Here is a 16,252-nt window from a genome sequence, read left to right on the forward strand (position 1 = left end):
CGGTCTACGCGGGGAGCGCGGGGGGCATCATCGCCACCGTCCAGGTGCTGGGGGCCGTGGTCGTGCCGACGTTCATCATCACGCCGCTGGCGGGCACCAATACCACCATGCTTTTCGGCCTGGCGGCGATCTGCATGGTCCTGATGACGCTCCCCGTATTCTTTTTGCCCGAAGTGGGCGCCCGGGCCCTGGCCGCCCGCGCCGTCCCCGCGCCCGTACCCGCGCCCGCTCCGGTGGAATGACGATCCGGCACGGGGCCGTTCCGATCATTTCCACACCTTCACGACCCGCAGGAAGCCGGTTCCCGCGGGGGTGGTGAACTTTCCGACTTTCGTCAGGAAACCGGCCCAGTCCTGGTCGTTTTCATAGGCGTCGAGGTAGGAGACCAGGGCGGCGAGCGACGGCGCCGAAATCACCGTCAGGTGGCTGCTGTCGGTGCCGGCGCGGCCGGCCAGGAACTTCATCGCGCCGGGGCACCGTTTCCCGATCCCGGAGCGCATCAGTTCCCCGCTCGCCGCGACGTACTCGCGCTGGGGTCCGGCGACGTTCACGCTCACCGTGTAGCTGTAGTCCCCCGCCTTTTCGGTCCTGCCATTGTTGAGGAGCTGCGCGTAGAGGGCGTCCCCCCTCTGTGTCGCGACCGTGGAAGCGCGGCGCTCGAAGCGCGAGAATTCGGCCGACTTCGCCACGCCCTCCTGCGCGGCCTGGAAGCTCGCGTAGTCCGGGTAATTGATGACCAGGTAATGCGTCGTCGGGTCGGTGCCGTTGACCACCGCCGCCAGGAGCGTGGCCGTCTGGCCGAACCTGGAATCGCGGGTGGCGTACCAGGCGTCCAGAGCCTCCACCATCGTGGTTTCGTCGCTGACGACATAGGAGAGCACCTGCTCCACCTGCGCCGGAGCGCACACGCAGAACAGCAGAAAGACGGACAGCAGCAATGCAGGCATCGGTCTTTTCATTGGAATTCTCCCCGTTTCGGGACGGCCCGGAGCTGCCGCGGAAGGATGAGGATCGGCCCGCGGTCGCCGGCCGCCCGTTGATCAGCACAATCCAAGGCAAGGAGCTGGAGCGCCGGTGCATCCGGCTTCCACCTCCGGTTCGTGGCAAGAAACCTGATTGATTACATGATGGGCCCGCCGGGATGCCGAATCAAGCCGGATCACCGGGCGCCCCTGCCCCGGGATTCCACAAGGGGGGAAGGAAGTGTTCAGCCGGGGCGACCGCCCGATCCTCCCTTGCACTATAGGAATCAAATCCTGTTTTGCAGAGAAGAAAACCGGGCCGTGGCCGAATGGGTGCCACTGGACGGGGAGCAAAAACCCGGGCAAAGGATGCCGGGGACGCACTTGCCTGCGTTACTGCATGCCCGGATAGTGGTATGCTGGATTAGGAGCGGCTGCTTGATTCCGCGGCCCAACAGAACCGACAAATCCTGGCCGGGGGCCCCAACCGGGAAAGTGCCGATGAACGGAAACCGTGATTTCAGAGACCTGCTGCGGTGCCTGAACGAAGCGGACGCGCGCTACCTGATCGTCGGCGCCTATGCGGTGATCTATCACACGGAACCGCGCTATACCAAAGACATGGACATCTGGACGGACCCGGCACGGGACAATGCCGCCAAGGTCTGGGACGCTCTCGTGCGTTTTGGGGCGCCGCTGGCTGATTTGACTCCCGCCGATTTGAGCGATCCCGATGTGGTATTCCAGATAGGCATCGAACCCAACCGCGTTGACATTCTTCCGGCCGTCGAAGGACTCACTTTCCAGGAAGCGTGGGAGCGGCGCGCGATCGGAACCTATGAGGATCAGGAGATCTTTGTATTGGATTACGAATCCACGCTGCGCGCCAAGAAAGCCTCCGGGCGCGAGCAGGACTTGCTCGATGCCCGCAGGCTGGAAGCCATAAAGAAGAACCCGGTCTGAATGCAGTCGAACCCTGTGAACGGAAGGATCATGGACGAACCACCGACCAAGACCGATGACGGGCACCGCGTAATCATGTCGCGCGTGGTGCGGCGCAAGCAACAGGATGACAGGTCCTTCGACATCGAGTTCTGGGGGAAGGTGGGGGATGCGGGGCGTTTTGCGGCCGCCTGGCAGATGGTCAGGGAAGTTCGGCTCATGCGTGGCCAGAGCGGCGACCTGCCGGAAATGCAGAAAAGTGTAACGCGCATCCGGCGCCGATCCCTGGAACCGAAGCCATCAAATCCCTGAAATCGGGGGCATCCTGCCTTTCCCATTTCATGGCTCCTCCCTCCCGGGCGCAGGGCCGGGCCGAGGGATGCGTGTGCGACGTCCCCATTTTGATCCCTTTGTAGTACCATGGGCGGTATCGGCAGCCATTTTCGACACCTTTGTGGATGCAGGCAATATCTCGAGGAGACTTCCATGACGAGAAACGGATTTCGATGGGCGATGTCAGGGGGAGCGGTATGTCTTCTGCTCTTGGCCGGCGGGGCCGCGGCGGCGGCGCAGACGGCGGCGGACGCGTGCACGCGCGCCGATCTCTATGCCGCCACCGACGGGTTCTTCGCGGCCCTGGAGGCGCACGACCCGGCGCTCGCGCCCCTGGCCCCAGGCGTGAGATACACCGAAAACGGGCTGGAGGTGGCCGTCGGGAAGGGGGTGTGGGAAACCGCCGGCAAGGCGACGTTCAAGCGCCGGATGGCCGACACCCGCAAATGCGGGACGCACACCCAGGCCATCCTCGACGAGAAGGGGAACCCGCTGCTTTACGGCGTGCGGCTCAAGGTCGACGGGGGGAAGATCTCCGAGATCGAGGCGATCCTGGCCCGCGGGAAAGAGGTGCTCGACGTTCCGGCCATCCTCGCCACCGCGGACCATGACTGGGAAGCGGTCCTGCCGCCCGAAGAGCGGAGTTCGCGATTGTCGATGATCGCGGCCGCCGACGATTATTTCGAACTGTTCGTGAAGGAGCAGAAGCCGCACGTATCGGAGCTCGCCTACTCCGCCGCCTGCGACCGCTGGGAGAACGGTGCACAGACCACCAAGGGGGGGATGAACCAGGGGGTGGCCATGCCCGAGCACAACTGCTCCCCCAAAGGTTTTGCCGACATGAAGCACCCCTTCCGGCGCTTCCTGGTGGACGAGGAGACGGGGGTGGTGGTCGCCTACGTCCTGTTCAACAACGTCTGGCCCGACTTCCACATGTTCCGCATGCGTAACGGCCGGGTGGAGTGGATCCAGGCCTATTTCGAGTACGGCAAGACCTACAAGACGATCGGCTGGCCCTACGAGCCGCCGTGCGAATAGGCCCCGGGGGCCCGGATCCGGTCCGATCCGGGACCCCATCCCGGTTATCTCTTCTTGGGCGACTTGGACGGCCCGAACATCTTGAGGTTGACCGGCCCTCCCCAGTCGAAGGTGGTCAGGTCGAAGTTGGGAAGCCTTTCGGCGTCCAGGCTGGGCCCCAGGTAGAGCGCGTGGAAGAGCACCGGCTTGTGGATCGCCCGGAAATTGAGCGGGCTGTGCATCACCCCCTTGGGGATGTAGATGATGGTGGTGGAGGTGATGGTGTGCTTCTCGAACTCCTCCCCCATCCAGAAATCGATCTCCGCGTCGAAGCTCTTGCACAGGTCGGGCAGCTCGGCGCCGAGAAAGATGAGGAATTCGTCGTACTTGTGGGTATGGGGCGTCTCCCAGCAGACGGGGGCCTGGAACACCTGCCACCCGATCGTGGCGGTCGCGCCCGGCAGCGCGGAAGCGCCGCGGAAGTAGGTCTGCGGGCTGGCGATCTCCGGAAAGGGGGGAATGCTGTTGAGGGAGACGAAGTCGTTGGCCTTGGGCGGCTCCCCCTTGTCGCTGAGGAAGAATTTCCCGTACTTCGTCCCGTCGGTCGACGGGGCGTCGGCCGCGGCCAGGCCGGGCCGGGGCGCGAGCGCATCCAGCAGCAGCCCTCCGAGCGCCAGGCCTCCGGCGCCCGCGGTGATTTCCTTGACAAACCCCCTGCGCGTGGTTCCCTTTTCCCCGGTGCCGACAGGATCCATAATCTGTTCTCCCTTTCATGGATGATGGTGGACGAAATTGATCAAGCAATGGGGCCATCTTAGCACATTTGGGGTAGAGTACGGGATGCCGGAACGTAAAGGGGGGGTGAAGGTGGAAACGGACGGAATAGTCGGAATCCTGAGGCAGGCGGGGCCGCTGACGGGGTGGGAGCTGCTGGAACAATCGGGGATGGAGGCGCTCGCGCTCTGGCGCGGGTGCCGGGGCGCGGGCGGGATCCGGATGGAGTGCGCCGGCCGACGCTACCTCCGGCTCGACCGCGGCGTCGACGGCTACGCGCGCCTCTCCCCCTCCATCCGGAGGGAGTTTCTGACCTACACGGTCCTGGGGCCGGAAGAGCGGTCGGGCGAGGTCGCAGAGCGGGCGCGCCGGCTCCGGGCGGAGATCGCGGAGATCAGCCGGGCCAAGTTCGAGCTGGCGCGCGAAGCGGTCGCCGCGGTGACGGACGCCCTCCCGCCGTGGGAAGGGATCCGGGAGCGCGTCTGCTTCATCATCGCAGGGGACGTGACCTACGGGATGGCCCATGCCGTGCCGCGCCCCGAGATCAGCACCGGGAGGATGGTGCGGGGTTCGGACCTGGACATCATCGTCGTCGCCCGTGACGACGTGCCCGCCGAGGCCCTCTCGGCCCTGGACGAGGCGATCCTGCGCAAGAAGCACTACCTCCTCGTCCACCCCAACTACCAGGAGGAGATCGATTACCTGGTCAAGACCCTGTCCCGGGTGCGGGAGCAGCTCGAGTTCGACACCTTCCCCCATATGATCGCGGGCAAGATCCTCGACGAGGGGGAGTTTCTCTTCGGGAGCGAAGCGGTTTTCCGGGAGGTCAAGGACCTGGTCGGGGAAACGGGGATCCCGGCGAAGATCGCGGCGCTCGAGGCGCGCGCGGCCGAGAGCCGGCGGGAGGCGGAGGCCCGCCTGCTCGGGCCCGACGCGGCCCCCGGCGGGCGGGCCGACCTCGGCCTGTTCTACACCAGCGAGGAGGGGGACGAGATCTACTGACCTCAGCCCAGCCGGCCGGAGCCGGGATCGCGGAAAAATTTGAGGTCCTCGACCGGGACCGACGCCCGCGCCTCGCCCAGGTCCTCGAGTTCGATCCCCCGCCCGCGCAGCTCCGGCGCCCGGTCGAGGAAGCCGGCGGCGGCCAGGCGGTCGACGACGAAGATCATGTTCCCCCCGGAGCGGGCGAGGGTGTGCCCGTAGGAGATCGGGACCGAGCAGTCCGGCTCCATGAAGAGGGCGTCCGCGACGGCGTCCGCCTTGCGCCTGCCGCTCGCCAGCAGGAGCACCGTCCTCGCCCGGTAGACCAGTTCCGCCCCCATGGTCACGGCGTAGGCCGGGGACTCGGCCCGGCTCGCGAAATGCCCGTCGGCGACGGCGTTATGGACGGTGTTGTCGTCCAGCTTCACCAGGAGGACCTCGTTCCCCTCGAAGGGGATGCCCGCCTCGTGGAACCCGACGTGCCCCCGCCCCCCGACGCCGACGACATGCAGGTCGATGCCGCCCGAGCGGGCGATCTTCCCGGCGTAGGCGTCCAGGATCGTTTTCCTGACCCAGCGGAGATACTCCGAACCGGCGTCGGCCCGGATGACGACGGCCTTGCCCCGGTCGCTCCCCTCGAGCGTCCAGTCCCCGGGATGGGTGTTCAGTTCCGATTCGAGCCTGTCCTGGTCGATCAGGGCGGCGCAGGGGACGTTGACCTCGCGAAACTTGGTCGCGAGCAGCCCGAACAGTTCCTGGATCATGAAGAAGCCGTAGCTCTCCCGGTGCAGCGCCCTCTGCTGGGCGTTCTCCCCCGGCAGCCCGATGTATTCATCCAGGTTGAAGCTGGTGATCCGTGAAGGGTCGATCTCCCCGGCGTTCGCCGCCTTGGCCAGGTGCTTGTACAGCCCCGTGGGCGAATTGCCGGTGGCCAGCCCCAGAACGTAGGAGGACTGCGCGGCGAGGGTGCGGCGCACGTCGCCGATGACCAGGCCGGCGGCCACCTCGCTCATATGATCGAAATCCCGGGTGACGATGACCTTGAAGGGCATGTGGGTTTCCTCGGGCCGGGGTTACCGGCCGATGCACTGTTTGACGGCGTCCGCCAGGGCCAGGGTCAGCCGGCCCGTCATCTCCTCCGTGGGACCCTCCACCATGACGCGGCACATCGACTGGGTCCCGGAATAGCGGATGAGCACGCGTCCCCGCTCGCCCAGTTCCGCCTCCGCCTCCCTGACTTTCGCCTGCAGTTCGGGAAGGGTCTCGAGCGGGGGCTTGTCGCTGACGTCCACGTTGACGATCTTCTGCGGCGAGAGGCTCATGACCCCGGCCAGTTCCGACAGGGGCCGGCCGCTCCACCGCATGGCCCACAGCAGCTGCAGCGCCGAGATGATCCCGTCGCCGGTGGTGTGGTGGTTCAGGAAGATGATGTGGCCGGACTCCTCCCCGCCGAGGACGCCCCCCTTCTCCTGCATCATCTCCAGGACGTAGCGGTCCCCCACCTTGCTCACCCCCTCCCGGATCCCGAGCCGTTTCATGGCGGCGAAAAAGCCGAAGTTGCTCATCACCGTCGCCACGACGAGGTTGTTCCTGAGCAACCCCAGCTCCTTGTACATCCGGGCGCAGACGGCCATCACCTGGTCGCCCGTTATCTGGACGCCGCGCTCGTCCACCGCGATGAGCCGGTCGCCGTCGCCGTCGAACGCGAGCCCCACGTCCGCGCCGGTCTCGCGCACCCGGGCGGACAGGTCCCCGGTGTGCTGCGAACCGCAGTCACGGTTGATGTTGATCCCGTCGGGGGCGCAGTGGATGGCCGTCACGTCGGCCCCCAGCTCCGAGAAGACCGCCGGCGCCAGCCGGTAGGTGGCCCCGTTGGCGCAATCGAGCACGATCTTCATCCCCTCGAGGGTCTGGTCTTCGGGGAAGGTGTTCTTGCAGAAGACGATATAGCGGCCGCTCGCGTCCTCGATGCGCTTGGCCCGGCCGATCTCCTCCGCCGTCGGCCGGATGTCCCTGATCCGGCCGGAGGTGATCAGCTCCTCGATCTCGTCCTCCTCGGCGTCCGGGAGCTTGAAGCCGCTGCGCGAGAAGATCTTGATCCCGTTGTCCTGGTAGGGGTTGTGCGAGGCCGAGATCACCATCCCCGCGTCCGCCCTCATACTGCGGGTGAGAAAGGCGATGCCGGGGGTGCTCAGCGGCCCTACCTGCAGCACGTCCACCCCCATGGAGCAGATGCCGGCGGTCAGGGCCGATTCCAGCATGTAGCCGCTGACCCGGGTGTCCTTGCCGATCACGATCTTGTGCCGCTGTTTCGGGTGCTTCTTGCAGACATAGGCCGCGGCGCGCCCGATTTCGAGCGCCATCTCGGCCGTCATGGGGTGAACGTTCGCGATCCCCCTTACACCGTCCGTGCCAAACATGCGTCCCATTCATTCATCTCCGTTTTGGATGTTGCTCCAGAGGGCGCCGGCGCCCTCCACGATCTTCTCGAGCCACGCGCTCCCCTCCGCGCGCGCCCGCGGGGGGAGGCCGCCCACCGCCCGGCAGTGCCCGGGGGAGACGTCCGCCTCCTCCCATTCCTTAAGGAAAGAGTCCCGGTGCCGGGCCCCTTCCCCCTCCGCCGGACCCTGCTCGAGCCGCGCCTTCATTTCGGGCCACCGCCCGGCGAGCGCCTCCTGCTCCCTCCGGATCGCGGCCGGCAGTTCGGCCCCGGTATCGGCCCCGGCGTGCCCGAGGGAGTATGTCATCTTATCGGCCAGTTCCCCGAGTCTTTTCACCCGTTCCTGGAGCCCCTCCCCGATCCGGGCCAGGGCGCCGGCGTGGCACGCCTGCCGGAAGGGGTCGCCCCCCATGCTCCGGGAGCGCACGTGGAGGTACCACGCCCGGAGGGCCCAGAGGCTCCCGATATAGAGGAGGTTGTTGACCACGACGCGGCGGACCCCGCGATAGATCCCGGGGGCGAAAGGGCGCGCCCCCGCCGCCGCGGGGGGCGCCGCCGCGATCCTCCCCTCCTCCAGGATGTCCCCGCGCCAGACGGTGCCGGCCGGGATGACGCTCCCGTAGGCGATCCGGGCGGGCCCCACCAGCCCCCCCTGCCCCCCGAGGAAAATGGGGGCCCGGTCGAGGAAGACGCCGCGCGCGACGTCGCCGACGAGCGAAGGGGTGGCCTTGTCCTGGCGGGGGGTGAAGTTGAAGTGGATGTAGGAGGAACCGATCTCGCTGTGGTTCTTCCGGCTGGTGCCGCCCGCCATCAGGGCATCGCAGAAGTTTATCAGGCTCCCGGCGGTGACGTAGGGGAGAAAGATGGTCTGTTTCAGGCCCACCGCGTGGGCGCCCCCGGCCTCCTCCTCGAGGAGGGTCCCGGGGCGCACGTGGGCCCCGCTCCCCATGTTGGCCCCGTCGAGAAAGGTGGCGCCGGAGAAATACCCCCCCTTCAGCTCCACCCCGTGGCCGAGCTGGCACTCCTCGATCGTGACCGGGGCTTCCCGGCCGATTTCCGAGCCGGGGCCGATGGAGGTGGCGGCGCCCGAAACCCTGCACCCCGCATGGATCCGGACCCCGGCGGCGATCCGCTCCGGGATGACCGTCTCGTCGATCTCGACCGTGTGCGGGGAGGGGATCACCACCCCCCGCTCCAGGAGTTTCCTGACCGGCGGAGCCTGCTCTGCCGTTCGCGTCATCGGACCTTCCCCTCCACGTGGCGCCTATTCAAACCGGACCCAGTCGACTTCCACCCTGCCGGCCTCTTCGAGCGACAGCTCCAGCTCGCGGACTCCCGAGGGGGCCGTGGGGAGCGCGGCCTCGACCAGGCCCCATCCGGCCCCCTTCGGAACGGCCGCCCTCACCGTGAGGGGCGCTCCCCCCTTCCCGATACGGAGCGCCACGGCGGCGCCCGATTCCGACCTCGCCCGGATCTGCAGCGTCTTCACCTTCCGGCCGTCGAAATCGACGTCGGCGAAGCGGACGTACGCCCCCTTCTCCTCCAGCACCGTCTTCCACCCGTCAAATGGGTTCTTTTCATCCAGGAAGGCGATCGAGGCCCCCGACGCGCTGACGGCGCTCCAGCGGTCGAGCTGGATTTCGCGGTCGGCCGGGACGATGCCCACCCCCCGCAGGGTGGGGATCACCTTCCGGATCGTGCCGTCCCCGTTGAAGGAGAGGCGGTCGGCCCGGATAGAGCGGTTCTTGTCGAAGGAGGGGGACAGGTCGTTGTGGTGGTAGAACAGGAGCCACTCCCCCTTGTATTCGAGGATGGAATGATGGTTGGTCCAGCAACCGGACGGGTGCTCGTCCATGAGGACGCCCTTGTATTCGAAGGGGCCCAGGGGGCCGGGGCCCATGCCGTAGACGAGGGCCTCCGTCTTCTCGATCACATGGGGGAAGGTGAAGTAGTAGATGCCGTTGCGCTCGAAGAGGAAGGGCCCCTCCTTCATCCCCTCGGGGAACTTCCCGATCACCTGCGGCCTGCCGTCCAGCCCGAGCATGTCGGGCCTGAGCCTGGCCCCGAGCAGCCCCTGGCCGACGCCGGCCCAGTAGAGGTAGGCCTGCCCGTCCCGGTCGATGAAGACGTTGGGGTCGATGCCCGAAACCCCCGCGATCGGCTTCGGCTCGGGCGCGAAGGGCCCGTGGGGCCGGTCGGAGACCGCCACTCCGACCGTCATCCCCGCGGCCCCCTCCCCCCCCTTGGAGATGGCGGGAAAATAGAAGTAGTACTTCCCGTCCTTAAAATAACAGTCGGGCGCCCACATGCTGTTCTTGGAAGCGTCCACCCAGGGGACCGTTTCCTGGTCGACGATGACGCCGTGATCGGTCCAGTCGACCAGGTTCTCCGAGGAAAAGACGTGATAGTCCTTCATGCAGAACCACTCGGTGCCGCACTGGACGTCGTGGGACGGGTAGACGTAGACCCTCCCCTCGAACACCCTGGCGGTCGGGTCGGCGGTGAACTGGTCCCGGATGAGGGGGTTCTGCGCCATGGCGACCGCGGCGCCCAGGAGAAGGAAGCATGGGAAAAGACCCGGATCCGCTTTTTTCATCATCGGCCCTCTCTTGGAGTTGATTCGCCGCCTGGATGCCGGAGGGATCACGGTTCCTTCCGGCGCGGCAGGAGGATCTCAGTATACATTCCCCGGAATGGAGTTCCGATTGTTTTTCTCCCCCCCGCGTCCGGCCGGGCGGGACGCCCGTCCCCTCCCCCGGAGGCGGAACGGACCCGGTCCGGGTCCCATGACGGCGGCCGATTCTTTGCGGCTTTGAGTCTTTGCGTCTTCAGGGTACACTCGATAGAGCAGGCCGGCGCCTGCCAGGAGAGAAACCGATCCCATGAAACGCCCGATTCGACTCCGGATGCTCCTCCCCCTCCTTGCCGCGTTCCTCCTCGCGCCCGGGCCGCTGCCGGGCCAGAACGGGGGGGATGCGCGCCTCATCCGCGAGATCGAGGACACCCTGATCGCCCCCTGCTGCTGGAACCAGCCGATTTCGCAGCATTACTCGGAGGTGTCCGAGCAGATGCGGCAGGAGGTCCGCGCCATGGTGGCCGCGGGGAAATCGAAGCGCGAAATCCTCGATCACTATGTCGCCATCTACGGCGAACGGATCCTGGCCGCGCCGCGCGCGCGGGGGATCAACGCCCTGGCCTATCTCCTCCCCTGGGCCGCCCTGATCGCCGGCGGGGGGTATCTCCTGGCGCTGCTGCGGAAGCGGCGCCGGGCCGCCCTGGCCGCCCCGGCCGCGCCCCCCCCGCCGGCGGACGCCCGTTACGACGCGGTGATCGACAAGGAGCTCGAGGAACTGGACACCTAGGTCCGGGCACGACAGCCATGGCACAACTCCCCCGCACGGAACCCCACACATTCAACGAGCAGTTCGAAGCGATGGCGCGCCGCGTCCCGGACCGGACCGCCTTCCGGCTCAAGACTCCGGGGGGCTACACCTCCGTCTCCTACCGCGAAGCCTACTCCCGGGCCCGGGGGGTCGCCGTCGGCCTGGCCGGCCTCGGGCTGGAACCGTCGAGCCGCGTGGCCGTTCTCTCGGAAAACCGCCCGGAATGGGTGACGGCCTACCTCGGGGCCTATCTCTCCGGGATGGTCGCCGTCCCCCTCGACACCCAGATATCGCCCGAGGAATGGCGCCGGCTGATCGAGGACTCCGACTCGCGGGTGATTTTCGTGAGCGGGCTGCTGCGCGAGAGGCTCGAGCAGGCCCTCGAGGGAGGGGGGACGCACCGCGAGGTGATCTCTTTCGACCCGCTCCCGGAAAAGCAGGGAACGCGCCGGGAACTCGCGGGATTCCTCGAGTGGGCGTCGGCTCTCCCCGGCCCTCCCCCGCTTCCGCGGTGCGCCCCCTCGGATGTCGTCACCATCATCTACACCTCGGGGACCACCGGGACCCCGAAGGGGGTGTGCCTCACCCACGGGAACATCCTCTCCGAAATCGAGAGCGCCCTCGGCGTCATCCCCCTCCGGGACGACGAGGCGTTCCTCTGCCTGCTGCCGCTGCAGCACGTGCTGGCCTCGGTGATCAACGTCCTGATCCCCCTCTACCTCGGGGGGCAGGTGGTGTTCGCCGACACTCTCCGGCGGACGGAAATCCTCGCGGCGCTCGAGGAGGCCGGGATCACGATCCTGGTCACCGTGCCCCAGTTCTTCTATCTTTTCCACAACCGGATCCAGGAAGAGCTGGGAAAAAAGCCGGCGCTCGCGCGCCGCGCCTTCCGGGCTCTGCTCCGGCTGAACCGCTTCACGATGGGCGCGCTCGGCCTCAACCTGGGACCCCGCCTCTTCGCCCGCATCCACCGCGGTTTCGGCCCGACGCTGCGCCTCTTCATCAGCGGCGGCTCCGCCTTCGACCCGGCGGTGGCACGGGACTTTCACGACATGGGGTTTACCATTCTCCAGGGGTACGGCCTGACCGAGACGACGGGCGCCTGCGCGGTCACGCCGATCGAACGCAACGTGATCGGCTCGGTGGGCCCGGCGCTCCCGGGGACCGACGTGCGCATCGCCGACCCGGACGAGGCCGGCGTCGGCGAGATCCTGGTCCGCGGCCCCGTCGTCATGCGGGAGTACTACCACAACCCCGAGGCCACGCGCGAAGCCGTCCGCGACGGCTGGTTTCACACGGGGGACCTCGGGAGGCTCGACGAGCAGGGAAACCTCTTCGTCACCGGGCGCAGCAAGGAAGTCATCGTGCTCCCCAACGGGAAGAACATCTACCCGGACGAGCTGGAAACGTATTACGGGCGGTGCAGCGCGATCCAGGAGATCGCGGTCATCGGGGTGGTCTCCCCGCAGGAGCGCGGGGAACGGTTGCACGCGGTCATCGTCCCCGATTTCGATTACCTGAAATCGAAAAAAATGGCCAACACGCGCGAAATCCTGCGCGACGAAATCGCCGCGCTCTCCAACCGCCTTCCCAAATACAAGCGCCTGATGAGCTACCAGCTGCAGTCCGAGCCGCTGCCGCGCACCACGACACGCAAGATCAAGCGGATCGAACTGAAACGGCTGGTGGAGAGCGGGCAGCTGCGGGAGGGGGAAATCGCGGCGGAGCCGGCCGCGGCGAGCGCAGGGGACCGGGCCCTGATGGAATCGGCCGTCGGGCGGGAGGTCGCCCGCTGCCTCGGCGAGACCTATCACCGGGATGCGGCCCTCTCTCCCTCCATGAACCTCGAACTGGACCTGGGATTCGACTCCATGGAAAAGGTCGAGCTGCTCGCCAGCCTGGAGCAGAGGCTCGAGCTGCGCCTGCCGGAGGACTTCGGCGCGGAGATCTTCACCCTGGCCGACCTGATCCGGCGCCTGGAACAGGAGGCGGTCGCGGGCACGGGCGCGGGAGCCGCCTCCCGCCAGAGCTGGGAGACGATCCTCGCGGCCGGGTCCACGGAAGACTCCCTGCCCGTTTCGGGCCCGGTCGTCTCCCTGGTCAAATACCTGCTCGCCCGGCTCCTCTACTTCGTCCTGTTTCTCCCGCTCCTGCGGCTGGAAACACGGGGCCTGGGAAACCTGCCGGCGCGCGGGCCCTACCTCGTCTGCCCGAACCACCAGAGCTACCTCGACGCCTTCGTCCTGGTCTCCACCCTCCCCTACGGACTGTTCCGGAGGATGTTCTTCGTCGGCTACAGCTTCATGTTCACCTCCCGGCTGATGAAGCTGGCCGCCCGGCTCACCAACATCGTTCCCGTCGACCCCGACGCCCACCTCCTGCGCGCCATGAAGGCGGGGGCCGCCGGCCTCAGGCGGGGGCTGATCCTCTGCATCTTCCCCGAGGGGGGGCGCTCCTACGACGGGAAACTGCAGGACTTCAAGAAGGGGGCCGCCATCCTCGCGCGGGAACTGGGCGTCCCCATGGTCCCCGCCGCCATCGACGGGACCCACGCCGTCTGGCCCCGCGACAGCCTCCGCATCCGCCCGCACAAGGTCCGGATCACCTTCGGCGCCCCCATCCCGCCGCCCCCCCCGGCCGGAGACGACGCCTACGCGGAGGATACCGACAGGCTGCGCCGGGAGGTGGCCCTCCTGCTCGCGCAGTGAGTCCTCACCTCAAAAGGAGGAGGACGAGGGCGGTCACGAAGATGTTGAGGATCGAGGCCGGCAGCAGGAACTTCCACCCCAGCCGCATCAACTGGTCGTAACGGAAGCGGGGAAGGGTCCAGCGGATCAGCAGCAGGAACCAGCAGAAGAAGAGGACCTTCAGCCCCAGCGCCGCCGCCTGCAGGAGGACCACGGCCAGGTGCGGCAGCGCCCAGTGCGCCCCCCCCGGAAGGTGGAAACCGTCGGGCTGGAGGAAGGGGACCTGCCAGCCCCCGAAGAAGAGGGTGGCGATGAGGGCGGCGATGAGGATCGTCTCGATGAAGTCGGTCATGAAGAAGGCGCCGAACTTCATGCTGCTGTATTCGACGAAATAGCCGACGATCTCCGATTCCCCTTCCGGCAGGTCGAAGGGCACCCGCTTGGTCTCCGCCATCCCGGCGGTGACGAAGAGGAGGAATCCCAGCGGCTGCAGCACGATGCCCCATTTGGGCAGCCAGCCCCAGAGGAGTTCCCCCTGCACGCGGTTGATCGCCTGCAGGTCGAGGGTGCCGAAAATCATCAGGAGGCCGATGAGGGTGGCCCCCATGGTGATCTCGTAGCTGATCATCTGGCTCGAGGCCCGCAGCCCCCCGAGAAACGCGTACTTGTTGTTGGAGCTGATCCCCGCCAGGAAGGTGCCGTAGATCCCGAGCGACGTCATGGCGAGGACGAACAGGATGCCGGCGTGGAGCGGCAGCACCTGGAGCGGGATGTCGCGTCCGGCCAGGGTGAGGGTGTCGCCGAACGGGATGACGGCGAAACTCATCAGCGCGAAGAAGAGGGCGACGCAGGGGGCGACCGTGTGCAGCAGCCTGTCCCCGCCCGGCGGCACGTAATCCTCCTTGAAGAACATCTTGAGGGCGTCGGAAAAGATATGGGGGAGGCCGAAGGCGCGCACGCCCAGGATGGAGGCCCGGTTGGCGCCGAGGCGGTCCTGCATCACGGCCGACTGCTTGCGCTCCATCCAGGTCAGCAGCGACGTCAGCCCCAGCACGGCGCCCAGGAGGAGGAGGATCTTCACCAGTACCGCGGTCAGGTCAAACAGCATGGTCGTTTCCACGATTCGCGAGCCACCGCCCCGCGGGCCCCAGGGATTGCCAGCCGAGGGAGGCGAACTCGGACACCTGCGCCGCGATCTCCCCGAACAATTCGGCCGCCCCGGCCGCGGCGGGGACCGCCTCCGGCGCGGCCGCGAACCGGGCCAGGATCTCGAGATCGGCCAGCGCTCGGCCGATCGGCGCGACGGCGGGATGGAAGCGCTGGACCCTCCCCTGGAAATTGACGAAGGTCCCCTCCTTTTCCGCGTACACGGCCGCCGGGAGCACCACGTCGGCCAGCCGCGCCGTGGGGGAGTCCCAGGACCCCTCGAAAACCACGCAGTCCACTTCCCGGAGCGCCTCCCCCAGGCGCCCGGGATCGTACCAGCGCGAAAGATCGTGGCGGAAGATGTGGAGGTAGCGGATGCGCCCCTCGAGGCAGCTCTCGAGCAGGTCGCGGCAGTCTCCGGCGTCGGGAAAGAGGATGTCCATCCCCCGGGTGTTCGGGTTCTTGTCGGCCCTGATGAGGAAACCGTCCCCGGAGGCCCCCGGGGGGGCGGGGGCGCGCCCCGCGACGCGGTCGATCCCGAACCGGTCCCGGAACAGCCGCCGGGCGAGGAAGAGCTCTTCGTTGCTCATCTGCGGAGAAACCATGACCGCCGCGGCCCCGGGCCCGTTCTCCCCGAGCGCACCCTGGAGCGCGCCGGCCGCCTCCCCGAGCGCCTCCGCCCAGGAGACCTCGTGCAACCCGTCCCCCCGCCTGAGCGCCGGCGCCTTCAGCCGGTCGGGGGCGTCGATGGAGGGATAGGAATACCGGCCTTCGTCGCAGATCCAGAAGCCGTTCACCTCCGGGTTCGGGCGCGGTTTCAGGCGGTGAACCCTGCGGTCGTGGTAGCGCGGGTTGAAGCGCCGGTTGAAGTGGATCTCGATGTTGCACCCCCGGCTGCACCCGGGGCAGACCGAGGGCGCGCTCCCCAGGAACCAGACCCGGCACTGGAAGCGGAAATCGCGGTCGGTCAGGGCGCCGACGGGGCAGAGGTCGGCCACGTTCCCCGAGTAGGGATTGTCCAGCGTCGTCCCGGGGAAGACGTCGATCACGCTCCGGTGCCCCCGGGCGAGGACGCCCAGCTCCCCGGTGCGGGTGATGTCGCGCGTGAAGCGCACGCACCGGGTGCAGAGGATGCACCGCTCCTGGTCCAACATGATGTGCGGGCCGAGGGTGACCGCCTTTTTCCGCCTGGTCTTGTCCTCGTCGTGGCGCGCGTCGTACCGCCCGTGCTCCATGTAGTAATTCTGGAGTTCGCACTCGCCCGCCTGGTCGCATACGGGGCAGTCCAGGGGGTGGTTGGCCAGCAGGAACTCCAGCACCGAGCGGCGGTTTTCGAGGGCCTGGGGCGTGCGCGTCCGCACGATCATCCCTTCGGCCACCGGGGTGGCGCACGAGGGCTGCAGCTTGGGGACTTTCTCGATCTCCACCAGGCACAGCCGGCAGCTCCCCACGACCGGCAGCCCGGCGTGGTAGCAGTAGTGGGGGATCAGGATGCCGGCGGTCCTTGCCGCCTCGAGCACCATCGTCCCCTTCGGCGCCCGGATTTCCTGCCCGTCGATGGTCAGAGACACGGATTCCGGCATGCTC

14 protein-coding genes and 1 pseudogene are annotated in these 16,252 nt (G+C 67.5%); 8 read left to right on the plus strand and 7 right to left on the minus strand.

The genetic code is table 11. The features are described 5' to 3' along the window. Nucleotides 1-242: hypothetical protein (locus GXY47_09915; GenBank protein NLV31459.1), on the plus strand; the 242-nt coding region annotated here is incomplete at its 5' end. Between the two features lie 24 nt (nt 243-266). On the opposite strand, the gene GXY47_09920 is transcribed toward GXY47_09915, so the two are convergent. After that, on the minus strand, nt 267-959 hold the full coding sequence (locus GXY47_09920; protein NLV31460.1) for a hypothetical protein: 693 nt from the start codon (nt 957-959) through the stop codon (nt 267-269). Nucleotides 960-1,502: 543 nt separating this feature from the next. Between GXY47_09920 and GXY47_09925 the strand changes: the two genes are divergently transcribed. From GXY47_09925 to GXY47_09935, 3 genes are all read left to right on the plus strand, one after another. After that, the gene (locus GXY47_09925; GenBank protein ID NLV31461.1) at nt 1,503-1,925 is read left to right on the plus strand and encodes a hypothetical protein; all 423 of its coding nucleotides are present in this window, start codon (nt 1,503-1,505) and stop codon (nt 1,923-1,925) included. 30 nt (nt 1,926-1,955) lie between these two features. Further along, entirely contained in the window at nt 1,956-2,216 is a 261-nt protein-coding gene (locus GXY47_09930) for a hypothetical protein (GenBank protein NLV31462.1), read from the plus strand. A gap of 174 nt (nt 2,217-2,390) precedes the next feature. Then, nucleotides 2,391-3,275, plus strand: a complete 885-nt coding sequence (locus tag GXY47_09935) for a hypothetical protein (protein NLV31463.1) — start codon at nt 2,391-2,393, stop codon at nt 3,273-3,275. Nucleotides 3,276-3,319: 44 nt separating this feature from the next. Here GXY47_09935 and GXY47_09940 read toward each other — a convergent pair whose 3' ends face one another. Beyond that, complete coding sequence (locus GXY47_09940; GenBank protein ID NLV31464.1) at nt 3,320-4,009, minus strand: twin-arginine translocation signal domain-containing protein; 690 nt, start codon at nt 4,007-4,009, stop codon at nt 3,320-3,322. Between the two features lie 85 nt (nt 4,010-4,094). On the opposite strand from GXY47_09940, the gene GXY47_09945 reads away from it, so the two are divergent. Next, on the plus strand, nt 4,095-5,030 hold the full coding sequence (locus GXY47_09945) for a hypothetical protein (protein NLV31465.1): 936 nt from the start codon (nt 4,095-4,097) through the stop codon (nt 5,028-5,030). A 2-nt stretch (nt 5,031-5,032) separates the two neighbouring features. Here GXY47_09945 and GXY47_09950 read toward each other — a convergent pair whose 3' ends face one another. Both GXY47_09950 and GXY47_09955 read right to left on the minus strand, forming a co-directional pair. After that, complete coding sequence (locus GXY47_09950) at nt 5,033-6,061, minus strand: 6-phosphogluconolactonase (protein ID NLV31466.1); 1,029 nt, start codon at nt 6,059-6,061, stop codon at nt 5,033-5,035. A 21-nt stretch (nt 6,062-6,082) separates the two neighbouring features. Then, a complete protein-coding gene (locus tag GXY47_09955) occupies nt 6,083-7,438 on the minus strand; it encodes a phosphoglucosamine mutase (GenBank protein NLV31467.1) in 1,356 nt (451 codons plus the stop codon). Nucleotides 7,439-7,512: 74 nt separating this feature from the next. Between GXY47_09955 and GXY47_09960 the strand changes: the two are divergent. Next, nucleotides 7,513-7,590: pseudogene (locus tag GXY47_09960) on the plus strand (RDD family protein). Between the two features lie 1,123 nt (nt 7,591-8,713). Here GXY47_09960 and GXY47_09965 read toward each other — a convergent pair. Beyond that, nucleotides 8,714-10,045: a family 43 glycosylhydrolase gene (locus GXY47_09965; protein NLV31468.1), complete on the minus strand. Its 1,332-nt coding sequence runs from the start codon at nt 10,043-10,045 to the stop codon at nt 8,714-8,716. A gap of 286 nt (nt 10,046-10,331) precedes the next feature. Between GXY47_09965 and GXY47_09970 the strand changes: the two genes are divergently transcribed. Beyond that, nucleotides 10,332-10,811 carry a hypothetical protein gene (locus GXY47_09970; protein ID NLV31469.1) on the plus strand — a complete coding sequence of 160 codons (480 nt, stop codon included), beginning with the start codon at nt 10,332-10,334 and terminating at the stop codon, nt 10,809-10,811. A 17-nt stretch (nt 10,812-10,828) separates the two neighbouring features. Then, nucleotides 10,829-13,540: an AMP-binding protein gene (locus tag GXY47_09975; GenBank protein NLV31470.1), complete on the plus strand. Its 2,712-nt coding sequence runs from the start codon at nt 10,829-10,831 to the stop codon at nt 13,538-13,540. A gap of 4 nt (nt 13,541-13,544) precedes the next feature. Here the strand turns inward: GXY47_09975 and GXY47_09980 are convergent, their stop codons facing one another. Then, complete coding sequence (locus tag GXY47_09980; GenBank protein ID NLV31471.1) at nt 13,545-14,627, minus strand: NADH-quinone oxidoreductase subunit H; 1,083 nt, start codon at nt 14,625-14,627, stop codon at nt 13,545-13,547. Then, complete coding sequence (locus GXY47_09985) at nt 14,617-16,248, minus strand: molybdopterin-dependent oxidoreductase (protein NLV31472.1); 1,632 nt, start codon at nt 16,246-16,248, stop codon at nt 14,617-14,619. The genes GXY47_09980 and GXY47_09985 overlap by 11 nt, the downstream gene beginning before the upstream one ends. Between the last annotated feature and the right edge of the window lie 4 nt (nt 16,249-16,252).

It is taken from the genome of Acidobacteriota bacterium (assembly GCA_012729555.1).
In the GTDB taxonomy this organism is placed as follows: domain Bacteria; phylum Acidobacteriota; class UBA6911; order UBA6911; family UBA6911; genus UBA6911.